At 54.1% G+C, this 18928-nt stretch carries 21 protein-coding genes; 14 read left to right on the forward strand and 7 right to left on the reverse strand.

The annotated features are described in order from the left end of the window. Positions 1–693, forward strand: a complete 693-nt coding sequence (gene recO / locus ABD931_RS15150; protein ID WP_345268538.1) for a DNA repair protein RecO — start codon at positions 1–3, stop codon at positions 691–693. Positions 694–865: 172 nt separating this feature from the next. Here the strand turns inward: recO and ABD931_RS15155 are convergent, their stop codons facing one another. From ABD931_RS15155 to recJ, 3 genes are all read right to left on the reverse strand, one after another. Then, positions 866–1228 carry a cupin domain-containing protein gene (locus ABD931_RS15155; protein ID WP_345268540.1) on the reverse strand — a complete coding sequence of 121 codons (363 nt, stop codon included), beginning with the start codon at positions 1226–1228 and terminating at the stop codon, positions 866–868. 81 nt (positions 1229–1309) lie between these two features. Further along, entirely contained in the window at positions 1310–2041 is a 732-nt protein-coding gene (gene lptB / locus ABD931_RS15160; protein ID WP_345268542.1) for an LPS export ABC transporter ATP-binding protein, read from the reverse strand. 99 nt (positions 2042–2140) lie between these two features. Beyond that, a complete protein-coding gene (gene recJ, locus ABD931_RS15165; protein WP_345268544.1) occupies positions 2141–3895 on the reverse strand; it encodes a single-stranded-DNA-specific exonuclease RecJ in 1755 nt (584 codons plus the stop codon). Between the two features lie 42 nt (positions 3896–3937). Between recJ and ABD931_RS15170 the strand changes: the two genes are divergently transcribed. Then, complete coding sequence (locus ABD931_RS15170; protein ID WP_345268546.1) at positions 3938–4357, forward strand: DUF2141 domain-containing protein; 420 nt, start codon at positions 3938–3940, stop codon at positions 4355–4357. A 117-nt stretch (positions 4358–4474) separates the two neighbouring features. Further along, positions 4475–5947: an IMP dehydrogenase gene (guaB, locus tag ABD931_RS15175; protein ID WP_345268548.1), complete on the forward strand. Its 1473-nt coding sequence runs from the start codon at positions 4475–4477 to the stop codon at positions 5945–5947. Here the strand turns inward: guaB and ABD931_RS15180 are convergent. Beyond that, positions 5932–6738, reverse strand: coding sequence for a metallophosphoesterase family protein (locus tag ABD931_RS15180; RefSeq protein WP_345268550.1), 807 nt, complete (start codon positions 6736–6738; stop codon positions 5932–5934). The two genes, guaB and ABD931_RS15180, sit on opposite strands and share 16 nt — an antisense overlap. After that, positions 6735–7577 carry a nucleoside triphosphate pyrophosphohydrolase gene (gene mazG / locus ABD931_RS15185; protein WP_345268552.1) on the reverse strand — a complete coding sequence of 281 codons (843 nt, stop codon included), beginning with the start codon at positions 7575–7577 and terminating at the stop codon, positions 6735–6737. Before mazG ends, ABD931_RS15180 begins: the two co-directional genes overlap by 4 nt. A 130-nt stretch (positions 7578–7707) precedes the next feature. On the opposite strand from mazG, the gene ABD931_RS15190 reads away from it, so the two are divergent. The 6 genes from ABD931_RS15190 (at position 7708) to ABD931_RS15215 (ending at position 11734) form a co-directional block, all read left to right on the forward strand. Continuing rightward, positions 7708–8988: an MFS transporter gene (locus ABD931_RS15190; protein ID WP_345268554.1), complete on the forward strand. Its 1281-nt coding sequence runs from the start codon at positions 7708–7710 to the stop codon at positions 8986–8988. A 158-nt stretch (positions 8989–9146) separates the two neighbouring features. Beyond that, positions 9147–9866, forward strand: coding sequence for a DUF1361 domain-containing protein (locus ABD931_RS15195; RefSeq protein ID WP_345268556.1), 720 nt, complete (start codon positions 9147–9149; stop codon positions 9864–9866). After that, a complete protein-coding gene (locus tag ABD931_RS15200) occupies positions 9859–10227 on the forward strand; it encodes a diacylglycerol kinase family protein (RefSeq protein WP_345268558.1) in 369 nt (122 codons plus the stop codon). Before ABD931_RS15195 ends, ABD931_RS15200 begins: the two co-directional genes overlap by 8 nt. A gap of 27 nt (positions 10228–10254) precedes the next feature. After that, on the forward strand, positions 10255–10902 hold the full coding sequence (locus ABD931_RS15205; RefSeq protein ID WP_345268560.1) for a hypothetical protein: 648 nt from the start codon (positions 10255–10257) through the stop codon (positions 10900–10902). Next, complete coding sequence (locus ABD931_RS15210; RefSeq protein ID WP_345268562.1) at positions 10899–11195, forward strand: winged helix-turn-helix domain-containing protein; 297 nt, start codon at positions 10899–10901, stop codon at positions 11193–11195. The genes ABD931_RS15205 and ABD931_RS15210 overlap by 4 nt, the downstream gene beginning before the upstream one ends. Beyond that, positions 11195–11734, forward strand: coding sequence for a hypothetical protein (locus tag ABD931_RS15215; protein ID WP_345268564.1), 540 nt, complete (start codon positions 11195–11197; stop codon positions 11732–11734). The genes ABD931_RS15210 and ABD931_RS15215 overlap by 1 nt, the downstream gene beginning before the upstream one ends. A gap of 52 nt (positions 11735–11786) precedes the next feature. On the opposite strand, the gene ABD931_RS15220 is transcribed toward ABD931_RS15215, so the two are convergent. Both ABD931_RS15220 and ABD931_RS15225 read right to left on the reverse strand, forming a co-directional pair. Beyond that, on the reverse strand, positions 11787–12248 hold the full coding sequence (locus tag ABD931_RS15220) for a 3-oxoacyl-ACP synthase (protein ID WP_345268566.1): 462 nt from the start codon (positions 12246–12248) through the stop codon (positions 11787–11789). Positions 12249–12333: 85 nt separating this feature from the next. Then, on the reverse strand, positions 12334–13002 hold the full coding sequence (locus tag ABD931_RS15225) for a MarR family winged helix-turn-helix transcriptional regulator (protein ID WP_345268568.1): 669 nt from the start codon (positions 13000–13002) through the stop codon (positions 12334–12336). Between the two features lie 121 nt (positions 13003–13123). Between ABD931_RS15225 and ABD931_RS15230 the strand changes: the two genes are divergently transcribed. From ABD931_RS15230 to ABD931_RS15250, 5 genes are read left to right on the forward strand one after another with little or no spacing between them, the layout of a single operon-like run. After that, positions 13124–13819, forward strand: a complete 696-nt coding sequence (locus ABD931_RS15230) for an ABC transporter ATP-binding protein (protein WP_345268570.1) — start codon at positions 13124–13126, stop codon at positions 13817–13819. Positions 13820–13839: 20 nt separating this feature from the next. Further along, a complete protein-coding gene (locus tag ABD931_RS15235) occupies positions 13840–14820 on the forward strand; it encodes an HlyD family secretion protein (RefSeq protein WP_345268571.1) in 981 nt (326 codons plus the stop codon). 4 nt (positions 14821–14824) lie between these two features. Then, the gene (locus ABD931_RS15240; protein WP_345268573.1) at positions 14825–15943 is read left to right on the forward strand and encodes an ABC transporter permease; all 1119 of its coding nucleotides are present in this window, start codon (positions 14825–14827) and stop codon (positions 15941–15943) included. 12 nt (positions 15944–15955) lie between these two features. After that, entirely contained in the window at positions 15956–17296 is a 1341-nt protein-coding gene (locus ABD931_RS15245; RefSeq protein ID WP_345268575.1) for a TolC family protein, read from the forward strand. 60 nt (positions 17297–17356) lie between these two features. Further along, on the forward strand, positions 17357–18493 hold the full coding sequence (locus ABD931_RS15250) for a cysteine desulfurase family protein (protein ID WP_345268577.1): 1137 nt from the start codon (positions 17357–17359) through the stop codon (positions 18491–18493). The last annotated feature ends 435 nt before the right edge of the window (positions 18494–18928 follow it).

Genomic DNA, 18928 nt, shown 5'->3' on the forward strand with positions numbered 1-18928 from the left:
ATGCTACAAAAAACCAGAGGAATTGCCCTAAGCTATATTCGCTACCGCGAAACATCCATTATTGCCCGCGTCTACACGGAAGAATATGGCCTGCAAAGTTACATTATCAATGGGGTGCGCTCGGCCAAAAGCAAGACCAACAAGATCGCCCTGTTTCAGCCGCTGACCCTGCTTGATATGGTCGTTTACTACAAAGACGACCGTGACCTGCACCGGCTGTCGGAGGTGAAAACTATCCACCCGTTCCAGAGCATTCCGTTTGAAGTGGCCAAATCGAGTATGGCGCTGTTCGTGACGGAGATTCTGACAAAATCGCTGAAAGAAGAAGCGGGCAATCCAGTGCTGTTCCGGTTTCTGGAGGATTCGGTAATGTATCTGGAAGAAGCGCAGAACAACTACGAAAACTTTCACCTGGCTTTTCTGCTGAAGCTATCTTTTTTTCTGGGATTCGGACCCGAAAGCGCCCGCGAGTTTGAAGGGCAGCTCCAGGAGCACTCCTACCCGTTTCTGGGCAACGAATCGACCACGGCAGCCCTCAACACTTTTCTGCGTCTGCCCCTCGGCACCCCGGTACGCCTGACCCGCGCCGACCGCGCCGATCTGCTGGACGCCCTGGTTGCCTACTACCGTCTCCACATCGACAGCGTTGGCGAAGTTAAATCCCTGCCGGTGTTGCGGGAGGTGCTGGGGTAAAGAGAATTTCAATCTGACCTTGAAGTATTTGTAGTCAGATAAGTCAACGTTATAGTTATACTTCTATGTCTGGAGAGCAGCTTATAGCCCTCCATAATCAGGGGGAGGCCTTAAAGATTGTTGCGTAGGCCTAACCCTGTCTAACTTATTCTTGCGCTGAGGGCCACCCAGCCTACGCGTCGCGATGCACCGTATCGGGGGAGAAGGCAGGCAGGCAAACGGCCACGTATTCGGCCCCTTCGGGCTCGGGGCTGCTGTAGCGTATCCACTCGCCGGGGTGCGCCACCACGGCCTGTCCGGCCCGTACATCCAAATGGCCGCCTTCGTATTCCACTCGCACCATGCCTTTCAGCACGATGGTGATTTCTTCAAACTCGGGTCGCTGACCCGGCTCTTCCCAACCAGCGGGCGACACCATCCGGGCCACACTAACGTGGCTGTGGTTACTATTCACCCGGCCGGCGTATTCTTCAATCCGCTTCGGCTTATTGCCGGCCGCTTCAATGATCGTAGGTTGTGCAAGTAAGGTAGGCATCTTTGGAGTGATGAGTTAAGAGTGATGAGTTAAGAATTACCAGTCGTCGACAATTCTTAACTCATCACTCTTAACTCTTAATTAAATTTTTCGTTTCAGTTCAAAGTGCTGGCCGAGGTAGAGTCGGCGGACCTGCTCGTCGTTGGCGAGGTCTTCGGCGCTGCCCTGCTTCAGAATCTGGCCCTCAAACAGCAGATAGGCCCGATCGGTGATCGACAGGGTTTCGTTTACGTTATGGTCGGTAATCAGAATGCCGATGTTCTTGTGCTTGAGCTTAGCCACAATGCTTTGAATATCCTCCACCGCAATGGGGTCTACGCCGGCAAACGGCTCATCCAGTAGAATGAATTTTGGGTCGACAGCCAGCGCCCGGGCAATTTCGGTACGTCGGCGTTCTCCGCCGGAGAGGACTTTACCCTTATTTTTCCGGACGTGCGTCAGGTGGAATTCTTCAAGCAGGCTTTCTACCTTCTCCCGCTGCTCGGCTTTGGGGAGGCTGGTCATTTCCAGCACCGCCTGAATGTTTTCTTCTACCGATAAGTCCCGGAAGACGGATGCTTCCTGTGCCAGATATCCCAGCCCCAGCCGCGCCCGCTTGTACATGGGCAGGGCGGTGATGTCGATATCGTCGATGAACACCTTACCGCTGTTAGGCTTAATCAGGCCCACAGCCATGTAAAAGGAGGTCGTTTTACCCGCTCCGTTTGGCCCCAGCAGCCCCACAATTTCGCCCTGCGCCACCTGGTACGATACGTTATTGTTGACCAGCCGGGAGCCGTACTTTTTAACTAAACTTTCGGTTCTTAAAATCATAGGTGATTTAGTCGATAGTCGATAGTCAATAGTGTTGTTGCGGGATCGGCTAATGACCGCCGGTTGGCCCCGTATTGACTACTGACTAACAACTAAACGCTATTGACTACATTTTATATCCTTCAGGTGCAGTTGTAGCGTCGAATTACCGTTGTAGTTGTTCTCCTCAACCTGATAGCAGATAGAAAAGGGCTGCCCGTGCCGCAGACATTGCACCAGCGGCTCGTGCCAGCCGGACAAATTGAAACCGACTGCTGTCATCACATGCCCGGACCGCCCCTGCCGCACATTAATCCGGATGTGCTTTTCTTTCATCAGCATTGGCGGACCAGCCAGATACACATCCTCGGTCATAAACACGGGCTGAAGGTTATGCGGACCAAAAGGCGACATCTGCCGGACGATATTGTAAAACTTCCGGTCAATGGCGGCAAAGTCGAGCGGGAGGTCAATCTCGATCATGGGCGTCAGTTGCTCCTCGCGGATGCGGCCGGCAACAACCTCCTCGAACTTCTTCTGAAACGCCGGAATGTTGTCGATGGTCAACGTGAGACCGGCCGCGAAGGTATGGCCCCCGAACTGTTCCAGTAAATCGGCGCATTCTTCAATGGCTTCGTAGACATCGAAGCCCGGCACCGACCGCGCCGACCCAGCGGCTTTCTCTTCGTTCGATTTGGTCAGAATGATCGTGGGACGGTGAAAACGCTCGATGCAGCGGGAAGCGACAATACCAATAACGCCTTTATGCCAGCCCTGGTTAAACAGCACAGTACTTTTGGCGCTCAGCAACATCTCATCACCCAGGATCATGGCCAGCGCCTGATCGGTAATATCTTTGTCGAAGCCCTGACGGCTTTTGTTATGCTCGTTGATTTTAAGCGCAAAATTGTCGGCCTCTATATCGTTTTGGGCCAGCAGGAGCTGCACGGCCGCTTTGGCGTGTTCGATGCGCCCGGCGGCATTGATGCGGGGCCCTAAACCAAACACCACGCTGTTGATGTCCAGCTCCCGGCTGATAGCGGCAATCCTGATCAGGGCCTTCAGACCGGGACGCGGTGACGAATTCAGTTGCTTAAGCCCATAATAGGCCAGCACCCGATTTTCGCCGTTGATCGGTACGATGTCCGAGGCAATGCTGACCACGACCAGATCCAGGTACGCGTACAAGTCATCCAGCGGAAATTCCCTGAAAACGCAAAAGGCATGAAGCAATTTAAAACCAACCCCGCAGCCGGTTAGTTCTTTGAACGGATAGGAACAATCGTTGCGTTTAGGGTCTAGCACGGCCACCGCAGGCGGCAACTCCGCACCCGGCCGGTGGTGATCGCAGATGATGAAGTCGATACCCAGTTGGGAAGCTTCGGTGACGCGGTCGATGGATTTGATGCCGCAATCGAGGCTGACGATGAGCGTAAAGCCGTTTTCCGACGCCCACTGAATACCCTGTTTCGAAATACCGTAGCCTTCTTTGTAACGATCCGGAATGTAATAGTCGATGTTTGGATAAATCTGTTTGAGAAAGCCGTAAAACAAAGCCACTGAGGTAGTACCGTCGACGTCGTAATCGCCGTACACCAGGATTTTCTCCTGGCGGATCATGGCAAACTGCAGGCGTTCAACCGCTTTATCCATATCCTTCATCAGGAACGGATCGTGCAGATGCGTAATTTCGGGGCGGAAAAACGTCCGGGCTTCATCGAAGGTATGTACCCCCCGTTGCACGAGCAGACTGGCCAGAAACGGATTCACCCCCAGTGACCGGGTTAGCTCCTCAATGGCGCTCCGTTGAGCGGGTGCATCCGGAAAGGGTTTCAGAATCCAGCGTTTGGATTTTGGCTCGGGCTGTGCAATCATAAATGCTAAGATAAATTCGTTTTACGAAAAACCGCCTGTCTCATGTTCTTTTTCGTTGCGCTCCTCAGTACACTGTTACCCACCAGAATACCGGCATCTCAAAAAATCGCGTTTACGGTCGAAGTACAGAATATCCGGCAACTCGCTGGCAGTGTTCATATTGGCGTTTTCAAACCCTGTAAGGATTTTCCCGGCAGTTGTACCCCCACCGAAAACCAGGTTGTTTCGGCGAACCAGAAAAATATTCGCGTCACGTTTATGGTTGAGCCCGGCGACTATGCCGTGGCCGTCTTCCACGATGTGAACGCTAACGGAAAGCTGGACAAAAAAGCGTTTGGTATTCCGAAAGAGCCGTACGGCTTCAGCAACAACTTCAAACCCCTCTTTTCCGGCCCCTCTTTCGCCGACTGCCGGGTAAACATTGGCGATACCGGGAAACAGATCTCGATCAATCTTCTTTAAGACGCCAACTCAGGAGAGAAGGAACGAAAAATCCTGTAAATCTGAAAAATCCAACTAAATCCAGTTTAGAATTTTTCGTATCTTTGACCGGCAAATAAGACAACCTGATTATTTGCCATGAGCTTAGACTCCGCCAAGTTTCTCTACGAGGCACTCACGTACGACGACGTTCTTCTTTTACCTGCCTACTCGGAGGTTCTCCCGCGCGATACGCAAACCACTACCCAGCTTACCCGTAACATTCAGCTGAACATCCCGCTGCTGTCGGCCGCTATGGATACTGTTACGGAGTATGAACTGGCCATTGCTATGGCTCAGGAAGGCGGTATCGGTATCATTCATAAAAACATGTCGGTTGAAGCGCAGGCCGAGCAGGTCCGCAAAGTGAAGCGCTCCGAAAGCGGCATGATCATCGACCCGATTACCCTCAGCGAGGGCGCCACCCTGGCCGATGCGCACCAGATCATGCGCGAGTTCAAAATCGGCGGTATCCCGGTCGTTGACGCTTCCAACAAGCTGATTGGTATTCTGACCAACCGTGACCTGCGCTTTCAGCGGGAAATGGGCAAGCCGGTCACGGAGATCATGACCCGCGACAACCTGATTACGGCGCGGGAAGGCCTGACCCTGGACGAAGCGGAAAGTATTCTCCAGCAATATAAAATTGAAAAACTGCCCATCGTAAACGACCAGAACCACCTGGTCGGCCTGATTACCTACAAAGACATTCTGAAGAAGCGCAGCCACCCCAACGCCTGCAAAGACGAACTGGGTCGCCTGCGCGTAGGCGCGGCCGTCGGCGTAACGCCCGACCTGACCCGGCGCATCGAAGCGCTGGTGAAGGCGGGGGTAGACGTTATCAGCGTCGATACCGCCCACGGGCACTCCAAAGGCGTTATGGATGCCGTACGCGGCATTAAAGAGCGTTTTCCGAAACTGGATGTGATTGCCGGTAACGTAGCCACCGGTGAAGGAGCCAGAGCGCTGGCCGATGCCGGTGCCGATGGGGTGAAAGTAGGCGTAGGGCCGGGCAGTATCTGTACCACCCGCATTATTGCCGGTATTGGTATGCCGCAGTTGACGGCCGTATACGAAGCCGCCAAGGCGCTCGAAGGCACCGGCGTTCCGGTGATTGCCGACGGCGGTATCCGTTTCTCCGGCGATATTACCAAAGCTATTGCCGGCGGTGCCAGCACAGTGATGATCGGCTCGCTGCTGGCCGGTACCGAAGAAGCACCCGGCGAAGTGGTGCTGTACGAAGGCCGCCGGTTCAAGACCTACCGGGGCATGGGTTCGGTAGAAGCGATGGAAGAAGGCTCCAAAGACCGCTACTTCCAGGATGCCGAAGATGATATTAAGAAGCTGGTGCCTGAAGGTATCGTCGGCCGGGTCCCGTACAAAGGCCGCGTGTCGGAGATCGTGTATCAGCTGGTCGGCGGTCTGAAAGCCGGTATGGGCTACTGCGGGGCCAGGGACATCGACGCCCTGAAGCAGGCTAAGTTTGTAAAGATCACGACGGCCGGCTCCCGCGAAAGCCACCCGCACGATATTTCCATTCAGAAGGAAGCGCCGAATTATTCGGCTCGATGAGTGAAAGAGCGAAAGAGTGGCTTCGCAGTTTTTCGCTCTTTCACTCCTTTCACTCTTTCGCCCATTAGATAATGCACCGTACTCGTCACCCCGTCCGGGGAGAGGTTGATCTCGCGAATGGCAATGCGATAGTGGTCGATAACCATTTTTTCGGGATCATGCTTCATCTGGAAGAACAGCGAGGGGGTTATGAGCACTGATAGATTATCTTGAAGAATAGTTTTCTCCACATGGTAATGTCCGCAGGCAACGGTGATGCGTCCGGAAAGGGAGTTGAAAATAGATTTGATTTCATCGCGCTGCTGGAAGGCATAGTGGGCATCCATATGCCCCACCCCGGCCAACACCGGCGGATGATGCATGAACAGTAAAATATTACGGCCGATGGCGTGCAGATGCTCCTGTAGCCAGGTCATCTGCCCCGGCGAACAGTATCCCTTTGCCGTATCCAGGAAAACCACCGGATAACCGTTCAGCGGAAACGCAAAGTATAATTCGTCACCCCAGACATCGTGCGCCAACTCCAGTTCTTCAGCCATCATCACAGGATCATCGTGGTTGCCGGCGATGGCGTAAACCGGATAAGGCAGCGGGTCCAGTTGCGTCTTTATCCATTGGTAAACAGCCCGCTCGCCGGTCTGGTAGCACAGATCTCCGCCGAGAACGATACAGTCTGGTTTGATTTCCGGCAGAAAGGCTAACGCGTTCAGAAAGTTCTGGCGCACATCAACGCCCTGCGGTTTTTCTCCTTCTGCGCCGATATGCAGGTCCGTCAGAAAGGCAATTCTCATAAGACTCGTTTGGCCTCCTCCCAGTACACATCCATTTCGGCCAGGGTCATGTCTTTCAAATTTTTGCCGGACGCCTTTGCCTGCTCTTCCAGGTACTGAAAGCGTTTGATAAACTTTTTATTGGTGCGCTCCAGCGCCGTTTCGGGATTGATATCAATGAAGCGGGCGTAGTTAACCAGCGAGAACAGCAGGTCACCAAACTCACCTTCGGCTTTCTGACGATCAATTGCTTCGGTATCATCTGCCGGTCCTCCGTTGAGGTTGAACTCCTGCTTGAACTCCTGCATCTCCTCCTCAACCTTCTCCCACACCTGTTGTTTCTCTTCCCAGTCGAAGCCGGCACCCCGCGCTTTTTCCTGGATACGCATGGCCTTCACCAGCGCCGGCAGCGACTGCGGTACACCACCCAATACGGAGCGATTGCCCTCCTTTAGTTTGAGCTGCTCCCAATTCTGTTTGACCTTCTCTTCAGTCTCAGCTACCACATCGCCGTAGATGTGCGGGTGCCGGGCAATCAGCTTTTCACAGATGCCGTTGAGCACGTCGGCAATGTCGAAGCTGTTGGTTTCGGAGGCAATGCGGGCGTAGAAAACCATGTGCAGGATCAGATCACCCAATTCCTTTTTTACCTCGTTGAGATCCTTCTCCAGAATGGCGTCGGAAAGTTCGTAGGTCTCTTCAATAGTGAGGTGGCGGAGGGTGTCCATCGTCTGCTTGCGATCCCAGGGGCATTGCTCCCGCAGTTCGTCCATAATAGTCAGCAGCCGGTCAAAGGCCAGCAACTGCTCCTGCCGACGGGGCGGCATCGTATCTATTTGTTGTTTCAGGTTGTTCGTCATAAGGCACAAAGTTGCCGATTTTTCAGAAAAATAGTTTATAGTGGATAGTCAATAGTGCTGACGCCAGTTACTATCGACCGCCGGGCGGACCCGTATTGACTATCCACTATCGACTCCAAACCCTGAACAGATGCGTAACGGGAATTCAGCGCGCCGGCTTTCGCTGACGACCATATTTTTTACGGTCTTTCTGGACCTGGTTGGCGTGGGGATTGCTATTCCAATTATCACCCCACTTATGATCCGGCCCGAATCAGGCATTTTACCCGCTACCTATTCGGAGGAGCAGCGGACAATTTTGCTGGGATTTCTAATTGCCTCGTTTTCCATAGCCGGCTTTTTTGGGGGGCCGTTGCTGGGTGCCTTATCAGACCGGTACGGTCGCCGGCCATTGCTACAGTTCTCGCTGGTGCTGACGCTGGCCGGGTATCTGATTTTTGCACTCGGCATTCACCAGCGCAACATTGCCATTCTGTTTCTGAGCCGGATTATCTACGGCCTCGGCGGGGGCAACGTGTCCATCATCCAATCGGCCATTGCCGACCGCAGTGATGAGCAGACCCGAACCAAAAATTTTGGCTTAATTGGTGTAGCCTTCGGTCTGGGCTTTATCATCGGGCCGTTTCTGGGGGGTGTGCTGTCCAATTCCGATATTGTCTCCTGGTTCAGCTTTGAAACGCCTTTTCTGGCGGCTGCTCTGCTGTCGTTCATCAACATCATTCTGGTTTATCTTAATTTCCACGAAACTCTGCCAGAGCCGGTTTATCGTCCGGTCACCGCACTTACAGGCTTCCGAAACCTGCGGGAAGCCTTTGCCAACGACAGGCTGCGCATCCTGTTCCTGGGCGTGTTTTTCTATTCGCTGGGCTTCAACTTTTACACGCAGTTTTTTCAGGTATTTCTGGTCAAGCGCTTCGACTTCAACCAGGTGCAGATCGGGAATTATTTTGCCTTTGTCGGGCTGTCGGTCGCCTTTATGCAGGGGGCGGTAGTCCGGCGGGTAGCCAGGGTGTACAGTCCACAGCAGATTTTGCGGGTAAGTGTGCTGGGGCTGGGCTTTGCGCTGTGGCTGTTTTTATTACCCCAGAAGAGTTGGCAGTTGTTTCTGATTGTGCCGGTGCTCGCTGTTTTTCAGGGCCTAACTTCGCCCAATTCAACCTCGCTGGTTTCCATGAGTGCCACTACGCAGGAACAGGGGAAAATCATGGGCATTAATCAGTCGGTTTTATCGGCCGCCTTTGCCGTGCCGCCCATCATTGCGGCTTATATCGATACCATCAGTATATATCTGCCCATCACTGTAGCGGGTTTTATGGTGCTTGTCGGCTGGTATTTCTTTCGCCGATTTATCCAATCACCGGCTAGTCCACCCACCGATCCGGAAGAACTTGCTGAGGAGGCTAATCTGTGAGACAGGCTTTTTTGACATGCTGCCGAAGAAAGTATCTTACGGGTAAACGATGCATGGGATGCATCCTTCGTCAGCATATCAAAAAAGCGCACCCTAAAAAAGAATTGACAAAAACTTTTTTTATTCCTTTACTTTGCAAAACAAAGTTCTTTTAAGATATGAAGAATATCCCATGTGCTTCCTTTCAGCGCTCCTCCGGCGAGGGGCTTACGGCATTAGCCCTGCTTACGGTTACAGGTTTGGGCATGGTCACGGCACGGGGGCTCATCACCGGCAACTGGTGGTTCTTCACGATGCTGACATGGAATCTGGCGCTGGCGTGGTTTCCGTTAGGCATTATGCTGGTGTTGCGTGATCTGACGAAGGCACAGGTGGCTAACCGGTGGCTGGTTGGCTCGGCGCTGGCCGGATGGCTGGTATTTCTGCCGAATGCACCCTACATCATCACCGACCTGTTCCATATCCGGAGCGTCGGCGAATCGCTGCTGTGGTTTGATACGCTGACCTTGTTTCTGTTTGCGCTGACGGGTCTGCTGGCTGGCCTGTATGCTACCCTGCTGGTTCACCGGCTACTGAACGATATGACCCAGCCGGCGCTGGCGTGGCTGGTGGTACTGACCGCGCAGGGATTAGCAGGCTTTGGTATATATTTGGGCCGGTATGGCCGGTGGAATAGCTGGGATGTGCTAACCCATCCGGGTTCGTTGCTGAAAGCCATTGGCTACGCCATGCGTGATCCGATGGTACTGACGCTGACGCTGACGTATGGCGTTACGCTGGCGTGTCTGTACGTAGCCTTTTATCTGTATGGCTTACGTACTCACGCGACCGGTCGCCCGATGCGTCATTGGTTCGACAATACCCCCCTGCATGATTAATATTCGTAAGGTCTTTCGCAGTTTTCGCTTTGCCATGCGGGGCATTGCTGCCCTCTTTTTATACGAAAACAACGCCAAAGTACATCTGGTAGCCGCCGTTGCGGTAGTGGTGTTAGGTCTCTGGCTGGGATTATCCTCGCTGGAGTGGGCCATAATACTTTCGCAGATAGGACTGGTCTGGATGGCCGAAGCCTTTAACACCGCCCTCGAAAAGCTGGCCGATGTGGTATCGCCGGAACGCCATCCGGGTATCGGAGCGGCCAAAGACATGGCCGCCGGTGGTGTGCTGATGGTGGTTATTATGGCGGTACTGGTGGGGCTTATTGTTTTCGGCGGACGCCTTTACGCATTATTCTTTTAAACCTGTTATTGCTATTTCTGGACCACTATGTACGAAAACCGGGAGCATCTGCAAACCCTGACCGAGATCCGGAGCCTGATGGAGCGCTCCTCCAAATTCCTGTCCCTGAGCGGACTGTCCGGTGTATCGGCCGGTGTTATTGCGCTGATCGGGGCGGGTATCGCCTATGTGCGGCTACAAACCGACTGGCTCAGTTTGTTAGCCCCCGATGCCGAATCGAGCCTGAGTAGTTCGTCGCGCCGGGAACTATTGATATTTCTGCTGGCCGATGGACTCATTGTGCTAGTGTTAGCACTGGCAACCGGCATCTTTTTCACCGTTCGCAAGGCCCGGCAGCACGGGCAAACGGTCTGGAACGCAACTTCTCAACGACTGCTGTGGGCGCTGGCCGTGCCGCTGGTTGCTGGTGGGGTCTTCTGCATCGGCATGGTGTATCACAACCTGATCTGGCTCATCTTTCCGGCTACGCTTATCTTTTACGGGCTGGCCCTGCTCAATGCCGGCAAGCATACGCACCGGGATGTAGAGTACCTGGGTATGTCGGAGATAGCGCTGGGGCTGGTGGCCTTGTTTCTGACCGGATACAGCCTGCTGACATGGGCTATCGGCTTCGGCCTGCTGAATATTGCCTACGGAACGGTCATGTATTACAAATACGAAAAACCGGCTTCATGAAAGAACTGCTCATTGGATTTAATAAAGCATTTGAGAGTAAAGCGAGGCTCGGCATTATGTCGGTGCTGATGGTGAATGAGTCCTTGAGCTTCAACACGCTCAAGGAGTTGCTCAGCCTCACCGACGGCAACCTGGCTACGCACTTGCGGGCGCTGGAAGAACAGGGCTTTCTGGAAGTGCAGAAACAGTTTATCGGCCGCAAACCCAACACCACCTATACAGCCACCGAAGTGGGCAAAAAAGCATTTTCCGACCATCTGAATGCCCTGGAGGAGTTTATAAAAGCGTTGTAATGACGGGCCTGATCACCTTCAACACCCTCAAGCACTACCTGCCGGCTATTAAGGCATTGATTGCCGAGAATCAATTGACCGATTCAGACCACCTGCGAAGTGCCCTGTTGCCACTGGGTGCTTCGCAGATGGATATTTACACCGGTGCGCTGGACATAGAACAGATTGTTGATGAAGTAGAGCGCTGGCTGCGGGCAAACGGCTTATCAGATCAGCCGGCCTTTGCAGCGTGGCTGACCAGGCAGAACGGCTACGGAGCCGTTACGCTGTCGGACGGCAGTTGCTGGGTCCTCCGCCTGAGTCTGCCACCAGCCTTTGTGCATTTGCATCCCGGCCGGTACTCACCCCATACCTTCCGGGCCAAAGCCAACCAACTAAAAACAGCCATCGCAGCCCTCATCATCTCCCGCCAGCAAAACCAGCCAATTAGCCTGCCTGAAGTCAACAACGTCCGTACGCAAATACTCGGCCTGTCCCCCATAAAAGCCTTAACCGACCACGGCGAAATCAGGAAACTCCTCTCGCTACTGACGGCATAAAATTCTCTGTGTAGCGCTGTGCTTCTCTGTGTAGCGCTGTGTAATAACGCCTTTATCCCACCTCCATAATCCGATACCACCGGTTATTAACCCGAACCTCCTCTCCTGCCTTGCGGTTAATCAACCCATTTCCTAGCGGTGAAGCCAACGAAACCGCAAAATAATCGACACCCTCCAGCGTAATCTTCCCCGCACTGATGCTGATAAAGAAGTTCCCCTGGTCGGTCATGACCAGGCTACCCCGCTGCACCGTTTCATAACTCGCATCGGCAGTAATCTGCTCCAGCTCTTTTTTCAGCTTCAGCGATTCGGCCAGTTGGGCGGCACTCATGTCGCGCTCCCGCTGGGCCATAGCGCGGCCAGTTTCATACTTATCACCGGCGCTGCTTTTGGTTTCGGAGTTGGCAGCCTCCTGCGCAGCCTCCATAGCCGTCCGGGCCGTTTCGATACGCTGATCTACATACGCCAGGCAGCGGGCGTAGAGTTGGGACTTTATGGCTTTGACGTTCATCATGTGTAAAAATAAACGGTGAAAGAGTCAAAGAGTGGGTGCGTTGCCTGAATGAGTGACAATGATGCGAAGCCACTCTTTCACTCTTTCACTCTTTCGCTCTTTCGCTAAGCCGCTCCTGAATCTCCTCTATGCTCAGGTTCCGGATGGCCGGGTGGTGCTCCGAATGGAACCGGTCGACTTTCAGCAGGATATGCACGGCCAGCTTTTTTTCTTCTTCCGTCAAAACGCCGTCCAGCAACAAATCGCTAACCTTGGCCATATCCGGCAGCGAATGCATGAGCCGCTCCACACCTTTTGGCGTGATCTTCACCTGCTTCGACCGGGCATCGTCGGGATCGTTGTATTCATCGATCAAGTGCTGCTTCAACAACCGGTTGATGACGTTGGTACCGGAGGTAAACTCTGAGATGTTGCGGTGAATCAGCTCGCTTTTTCGCATCGGGCCGTGAAAGTGCAGGGTAGCCAGGTACGCAAAATCTTCGCCGTTATCCACCGGCAGCTTTTGCATTACCTTGCGGGAATAAAAATTGGAATGTTTTACCACCCGCGCCATTGTCACCACCAGCGCATCCGATACACGCATGCCGGGTATGTCAGCCACGTCCTGATGGCTGATTCTCTCCTCTGTGTTACCCGTTTGATGCCGCATTAGGTAATCCTGGCAAAACTCCGCTACCGTACCGGTAGGGTGGCTGTCTTCAAATACCTCCCAGGCTTTTACCAGGGCTACAACCGGGTTCTCTCGCTTTTTCATTCAGTGTCTGTCAGTACATTCGTACTTAATAGTAGCAAATATAAAATAAAAATTACCAAAAAGTTGTAATTATTACTAAACCATAATAGATTTGCCCTGTTAACTACTAAAAAGTAGTAAAATGATTGCACAGTTAGAGAAGGCTAACAAGCTATACCAAGTGGGCGACCAGACGATTACTGCCCTAGACAAGACGACCCTGTCGCTGAACGAGGGCGAACTCCTGCTGATTATCGGGCCTTCCGGTTCCGGAAAAACCACCCTGCTCTCCCTAATCGGTTGCCTGATCAATCCAACTGAAGGCCGGCTCTTCATCGACAACCAGGAGGTCAACCAGCTTTCGGCCAATGAAATGGCCGCCATCCGGCTCAACACCATCGGCTTTGTGTTCCAACAGTTTAACCTGCTGGCCCCGCTGACCGCCGAAAAGAACGTGGCTTTTCCGCTGCTGATGCAGAAACGACCAGCGGCAGAAGTCAGGCGGCTGACCAACGAAGCGCTCGAAAAAGTGCAGATGACCCACCGCCGGAAAAACCTGCCCAAAACGCTGTCGGGTGGAGAGCAGCAGCGGATTGCCATTGCCCGCGCCCTGGTAGCCGACCCTAAAATTGTGCTGTGCGACGAACCTACGGCTGCGCTCGATAAAGATTCGTTGTCGGTGGTGATGGAAGAACTGCAAATGCTGGCCCGCAACGGCAAGGCTGTAGCCGTGGTCACCCACGACCCGCGCCTGCAAAAATACGCCGACCGGGCGGTAGAAGTAAAAAACGGAATTGTCTCTCCCCTCGACCTGCATTCCATTGATTTTGGCGAATAAGCACAAACGATCTGATCACCATGCAAACTACCATCCCCAAAAAAACAGGTCTGCTTGGATGGACCACCGGGTTTTGGCTCAGCCTTTTAGCGGCCGGGCTGATTGCCTGTAACAAAGATGCGGATAAAGCCGACGCAGCCACAGCCGATTCTCTACAAACACCCACTACCAGCAAGCGCATTCTGGGCGTAGCGCGTATTGAGCCCGAAGAAGGAATTCTGAACATCACCGCCGGTACTACGGGTAACATTGTCCGCGTGCTGATGAACGAGAACCAGCCGGTGCAGAAAGGGCAGTCGCTCCTGACGGTTGAAGTAGCCGTTGAAACGGCGCAACTGGCGCAGGCCCAGAGCAAGTTAGCCGCACAGCAGGCGGCTATCCGGTCCAACGCGGCCAACCTGGAAGCCATGCGCGTCCAGTTGCGAAACGCCCGCGATACCTATGCGCGCAACATCAAGCTGTACGAGGCTAAAGCCCAGACCAAACAGGCGCTGGAGGATAGCAAAGCCGAAGTAGACCGGCTGGAAAAAGAAGTAGAAGCAGCCAGGGCAACGCTGGCGCAGTCGCAAAGCCGGTTAGGCGAATTAAAGGCAGATATTAACTACTACCAGACCCTGGTCCGCCAGAAAAAAGTGACGGCTCCCGAAGCCGGCAAAATCCTGAATGTGCTGGTCGACCCCGGTGATTACGTTACCAGCGACACCAAAATTGCCGAACTGGCGGCCGGAAGTACCCTTATCGCCAAAACCGAAATAGACGAACTATACGCCGAACGGGTGCAGGTAGGCCAGCCCGCCGTCATTATCTCGCAGACGACCGGCGACACCCTGGCGCGGGGTACGGTCAGCTTTGCGGCCGATTACCTGAAGCAGAAATCGCTCTTCAAGGACCAGTCAACCGAACTGGAAGACCGCCGGGTGCGCGAAGTTCACGTCCGGCTCGAAAAAGGAAAAATGCCACTCATCGGCAGCCGCGTCGATTGTTTAATCCTAGTCCAGTAACGCCATGCTATCCGAAGCATTCCGGTTCTTATGGTACGACAAACCCAAGATGTTCGGTATCCTGTTCGGTATCGTGCTGTCGGTTTTCCTGATCGGGCAACAATTAGGGATCTGTTTCAGCCTGCTGGAAGGCATCCTGTCGCTGGCGAAAAACAATACCGAATACATCTGGGTGGTGAGTGACAAAACACAGCAGGTCAACGATCTGCCCCAGCTCGATATGCGCATAGCCCGTGAACTGTATACCGTTCGGGGAGTAACGCGGGTAAACCCGATAGTAGTTGCGCCGGGGAATGTTAAATTCAGCAATGGCACCAAAGCGACGGTCACGCTGATTGGCACCAAACCCCCAACATTTGCCGGAGGCCCCTGGAAACTGGTTGAAGGCAACCGCTTTGATCTGTTGCAGCCCGGAGCCGTGATTACCGACGAATACGACGCGCCGACGCTCAACAACATTCGGATTGGCGACTATTTTGAAATTAATGGTCAACGGTCGGTGCTGGTTGGGCAGACGCGGGGCGCACGAGGGCTGGGTATTGCCTATGGCTTCACCACCATCGACCGCGCCCGCAGCCTCGGCGGCATATCGACCACCAAAGCCTCGGCTTTTCTGGTCGAATGGCAGCCCGGTATGGAGGCTAAGCAGGTAGTCGACGCCATCAACCACGAAATACCCGGCGTGAGGGCCTGGGAGGGTCAGGAATTCACCAACGAAACCTTCCGCTACACGGCTAAAACCAGCGGTATTGTGGCCTCATTTGGGCTACTGGTCATTTTTGCCATCATCACCGGTCTGGCTATTGTGGGGCTGACCATGTACTCGGCCGTGAACGACCGCATCCGCGACTACGGCACCATCAAGGCCATTGGCGGCAACAATGCCATTATTCGGAAAATGATTCTGATGCAGGCCATTATCTACTCCGTAGTGGGCTTTGTCATCGCCTTTGCCCTGCTCTATTTTTTTGTACAGGCAACGAAAAAGGCGCTGGATATTCAACTGACACCGGGGCTACTGACCTTTCTGGTGGGCGTTACGCTGTTCATCTCCATCATCAGCAGCCTGTTTGCCATGCGCAAAATCACCAAACTCGAACCGGTTCAAATCTTCAGGATGTAAGCGCTTATTCGGATGAAAGCTACCCTCGTTTTTGTATCCCTGCTTTTCGGTTCAGTCCCTGCCGTCGTTCACGCCCAAACCCCTGGTGCGCAACCGCTGCGGCTATCGCTGCCGGAGGCTATTGACCTGGGGCTAAAAAACCGGCTGGAACTACAAAATCAGCGGCTGACGGTTCAGGTCGCCGAAAATAACGTCCGGAAAAACCGCGATCAGTGGCTGCCGGCGGTCAACGGCTCAGCTAATTTTCGGCTGAATACGCAACTACCTACAACGGTACTGCCGAGCGATTTTTTCCCAAGCGGAACGTCGGCCCCGCAGCGGATTCGGTTTGGTACGCGATTCAACCACGTGCTGGCGGTGGATGCCACGCAGAATATCTACAACCCGGCGCTCCGGCAGGAGGTGAAGATTGCCGAGAAGAACGTAGCCCTGGAACAGGAAAGTCTGCGCCAGGTCGAAGCCGACGTCAAACTGAACATCGCCGAAGTCTACTATGCCGCCTTGCTGAAACAGGAAGAGCTTGCCCTGGCCGAGCGGTCTGTTAACCGGGCGCAGCAGTACGTCGACGTATCAAAAGCCAAACTACAGTTGGGCACCATTCAGGAGAACGACCTGAAGCGCATTCAGCTTGACTACCAGAACGCCGACATCCGGCGGAAACGCGTCCGGCAGGAACTGCAACTCCGCCTGCAACAACTCGCTAACGCCCTCTTTATCGACCCCAGGCAACCGCTGGCCCTCGCCGACAGCCTGACCGCTGAGCCGCTGGTCAACGACTTACCCACGGATGTATCGGCGCTGGTGGAAAACCGCTCCGAAATCCGTCAGTCCGCGCTGAACAACGAACTCACCCGGCTGCGTGTTGACCGGGCTGCGTTGGGTCTCCGCCCGACGCTGCAGGCGTATGGCAACTACTCAGCGCAATACCAGAGCAACAAACTCAACCTGTTCAGCGACCGTGGCTGGTCACCGTTCAACTACGTGGGTGTCCAGCTCACTGTCCCTGTTTTCGACCGCAACGCCACCCGGCGCGAGCGGCTGGAGTACCAGCTTCGGCAGCAGATTGCCCAGAACGACCTCAGCCGCCAGAGCCGCGCCGTACTGGACGAACTCGAAACCGTCCGTACCGAACTCATCAACGCCCGGCTAAACCTGCAATACGCCCGCGAGAACTACCAGCTTGCCGAAGAGGTATACCAGGTCAGCCAGGCCAAATACGAGCTTGGCTCACTGCTGTACAGTGAGCTGTTGGATACCGAAAAATCATTGAACGAAGCGGAAACCAACCTGCTCAACAGCCTGTACGACCTGCTGGTCGCCCGCGTGAGGTGGCAAAAGGCGAAGGGGGAGTAGAAACCCAGAGCGAATTATTTTCGTTTTTACATTGCCCATCGACCGTAACCTAGCTCTGCCATGAATTACCCCGCCTACTTCGATTATAACGCGACGACGCCCGTGGACCCGGCGGTGCTGGAGGTGATGCTGCCCTATTTCAGTATGCACTTCGGCAATGCGGCTTCGCGTACGCATGTATTTGGGTCCAAAGCCGAAGAAGCGGTTAGCACCGCCCGAAAGCAGCTTGCCCGCCTGCTGGACGCCGACCCGAAAGACGTGGTGTTTACCAGCGGAGCCACGGAGTCAATCAATCTGGCGCTGAAGGGCGTCTGGGAAGCCAACCGCCACCGGGGCAATCACCTCATCACCGTCAGCACGGAGCACAAAGCGGTGCTGGATACCTGCGAACACCTGGCCCATCTGGGTGCGGAGATCACCTATCTGACCCCTGATTCGGAAGGACTTATCAGAGCAGAGCAGGTGGAAGCCGCCATCCGGCCCGATACGCTGCTGGTATCGGTGATGGTCGCCAACAACGAAACGGGCGTACTGCAACCTATTCAGGCTATTGGGGCGGTGGCGCACAAACAGGGTGTGCTTTTCCATACCGATGCGACACAGGCTGTCGGAAAAATTCCGCTTTCGTGGGCCGGCAGTCCGATTGATCTACTGAGTCTGTCGGGTCATAAATTCTACGGCCCCAAAGGCATTGGGGCTTTGCTGGCCCGCAAATCCGTTGCGCTGACGGCCCAGCAGGACGGCGGCCGGCACGAGCGGGGCCGACGGTCGGGTACGCTTAACGTGCCGGGCATTGTCGGCCTGGGCGAAGCGGCTCGACTGGCGCAAAACCTTCTGCCTACCGAAAAAGACCGTATCGCTGCCCTCCGCAATAAACTGGAAGCCGGTATTCTGGGCCAAATACCACAGGCGACCGTTAACGGCAGTCGGCAGTACCGGTTACCCAATACTACGAATATCACCTTTGCGGGAGTTGATGGCGAATTGTTGTTGCTATCCCTGAATGAGATTGCCGTTTCCAACGGCTCGGCCTGTACATCGGCTACCACCCTCCCCTCGCACGTATTAAAAGCGATGGGCCTATCCGATGACTTAGCTTATAGCTCCGTGCGATTCAGCCTGGGCCGGTTCACGTCGGAGGAAGACGTGAACACCGCCATCCGGCATGTCGTTACTGTCGTTAACCGCCTTGCCTAGCCGGGAAACACCTCTGTAAGTAAACATATTAAAGGCAAACCGTTTATATCCCCTGGCCTACTGGTGAACAGGCAATCAGCCGGCCCGTGAAAAAAATTTGAATAATTCTAGAGAAAACATAAACAATCAGCTATTTTTAGTGGTTTCTCAGGCAGCTTGACCCCTACCGTCTACCTACGTAACTTGATGAAACCTTTAACTGAACCCTCATGCAACGCATGCGGTAAGGCTGCTTCAACGCACAGCAAGCCTCCCAGCCGCTGGTCTCCCACATCGTCGGGGCTCCTCATCCTGTTTTTACCCAAGTGCCCATTCTGCGTAGTAGCCTATACCAGTTCCATAGCCATCTGCGGAGCGCCGTCTGCGTTGCAGCATCACACTGACTGGGGTGCGTGGCTGGCGGTGGCGTTGGCGCTTATTTGTCTGTATACTATT

Origin of the sequence: Nibrella viscosa (assembly GCF_039541875.1) — a bacterium.
Taxonomy (GTDB): domain Bacteria; phylum Bacteroidota; class Bacteroidia; order Cytophagales; family Spirosomataceae; genus Nibrella; species Nibrella viscosa.

Excerpts from the sequence above, each read along its gene's own strand:
- ABD931_RS15195 (WP_345268556.1), top strand. The coding sequence starts at position 9,147 with ATGAAGAATATCCCATGTGCTTCCTTTCAGCGCTCCTCCGGCGAGGGG.
- lptB (WP_345268542.1), bottom strand. The coding sequence starts at position 2,041 with ATGATTTTAAGAACCGAAAGTTTAGTTAAAAAGTACGGCTCCCGGCTG.
- recO (WP_345268538.1), top strand. The coding sequence starts at position 1 with ATGCTACAAAAAACCAGAGGAATTGCCCTAAGCTATATTCGCTACCGC.
- ABD931_RS15170 (WP_345268546.1), top strand. The coding sequence starts at position 3,938 with ATGTTCTTTTTCGTTGCGCTCCTCAGTACACTGTTACCCACCAGAATA.
- ABD931_RS15250 (WP_345268577.1), top strand. The coding sequence starts at position 17,357 with ATGAATTACCCCGCCTACTTCGATTATAACGCGACGACGCCCGTGGAC.
- mazG (WP_345268552.1), bottom strand. The coding sequence starts at position 7,577 with ATGACGAACAACCTGAAACAACAAATAGATACGATGCCGCCCCGTCGG.
- ABD931_RS15240 (WP_345268573.1), top strand. The coding sequence starts at position 14,825 with ATGCTATCCGAAGCATTCCGGTTCTTATGGTACGACAAACCCAAGATG.
- ABD931_RS15205 (WP_345268560.1), top strand. The coding sequence starts at position 10,255 with ATGTACGAAAACCGGGAGCATCTGCAAACCCTGACCGAGATCCGGAGC.
- ABD931_RS15225 (WP_345268568.1), bottom strand. The coding sequence starts at position 13,002 with ATGAAAAAGCGAGAGAACCCGGTTGTAGCCCTGGTAAAAGCCTGGGAG.
- ABD931_RS15200 (WP_345268558.1), top strand. The coding sequence starts at position 9,859 with ATGATTAATATTCGTAAGGTCTTTCGCAGTTTTCGCTTTGCCATGCGG.
- ABD931_RS15230 (WP_345268570.1), top strand. The coding sequence starts at position 13,124 with ATGATTGCACAGTTAGAGAAGGCTAACAAGCTATACCAAGTGGGCGAC.
- guaB (WP_345268548.1), top strand. The coding sequence starts at position 4,475 with ATGAGCTTAGACTCCGCCAAGTTTCTCTACGAGGCACTCACGTACGAC.
- ABD931_RS15210 (WP_345268562.1), top strand. The coding sequence starts at position 10,899 with ATGAAAGAACTGCTCATTGGATTTAATAAAGCATTTGAGAGTAAAGCG.
- ABD931_RS15245 (WP_345268575.1), top strand. The coding sequence starts at position 15,956 with ATGAAAGCTACCCTCGTTTTTGTATCCCTGCTTTTCGGTTCAGTCCCT.
- ABD931_RS15180 (WP_345268550.1), bottom strand. The coding sequence starts at position 6,738 with ATGAGAATTGCCTTTCTGACGGACCTGCATATCGGCGCAGAAGGAGAA.
- ABD931_RS15155 (WP_345268540.1), bottom strand. The coding sequence starts at position 1,228 with ATGCCTACCTTACTTGCACAACCTACGATCATTGAAGCGGCCGGCAAT.
- ABD931_RS15235 (WP_345268571.1), top strand. The coding sequence starts at position 13,840 with ATGCAAACTACCATCCCCAAAAAAACAGGTCTGCTTGGATGGACCACC.
- ABD931_RS15190 (WP_345268554.1), top strand. The coding sequence starts at position 7,708 with ATGCGTAACGGGAATTCAGCGCGCCGGCTTTCGCTGACGACCATATTT.
- ABD931_RS15215 (WP_345268564.1), top strand. The coding sequence starts at position 11,195 with ATGACGGGCCTGATCACCTTCAACACCCTCAAGCACTACCTGCCGGCT.
- ABD931_RS15220 (WP_345268566.1), bottom strand. The coding sequence starts at position 12,248 with ATGATGAACGTCAAAGCCATAAAGTCCCAACTCTACGCCCGCTGCCTG.
- recJ (WP_345268544.1), bottom strand. The coding sequence starts at position 3,895 with ATGATTGCACAGCCCGAGCCAAAATCCAAACGCTGGATTCTGAAACCC.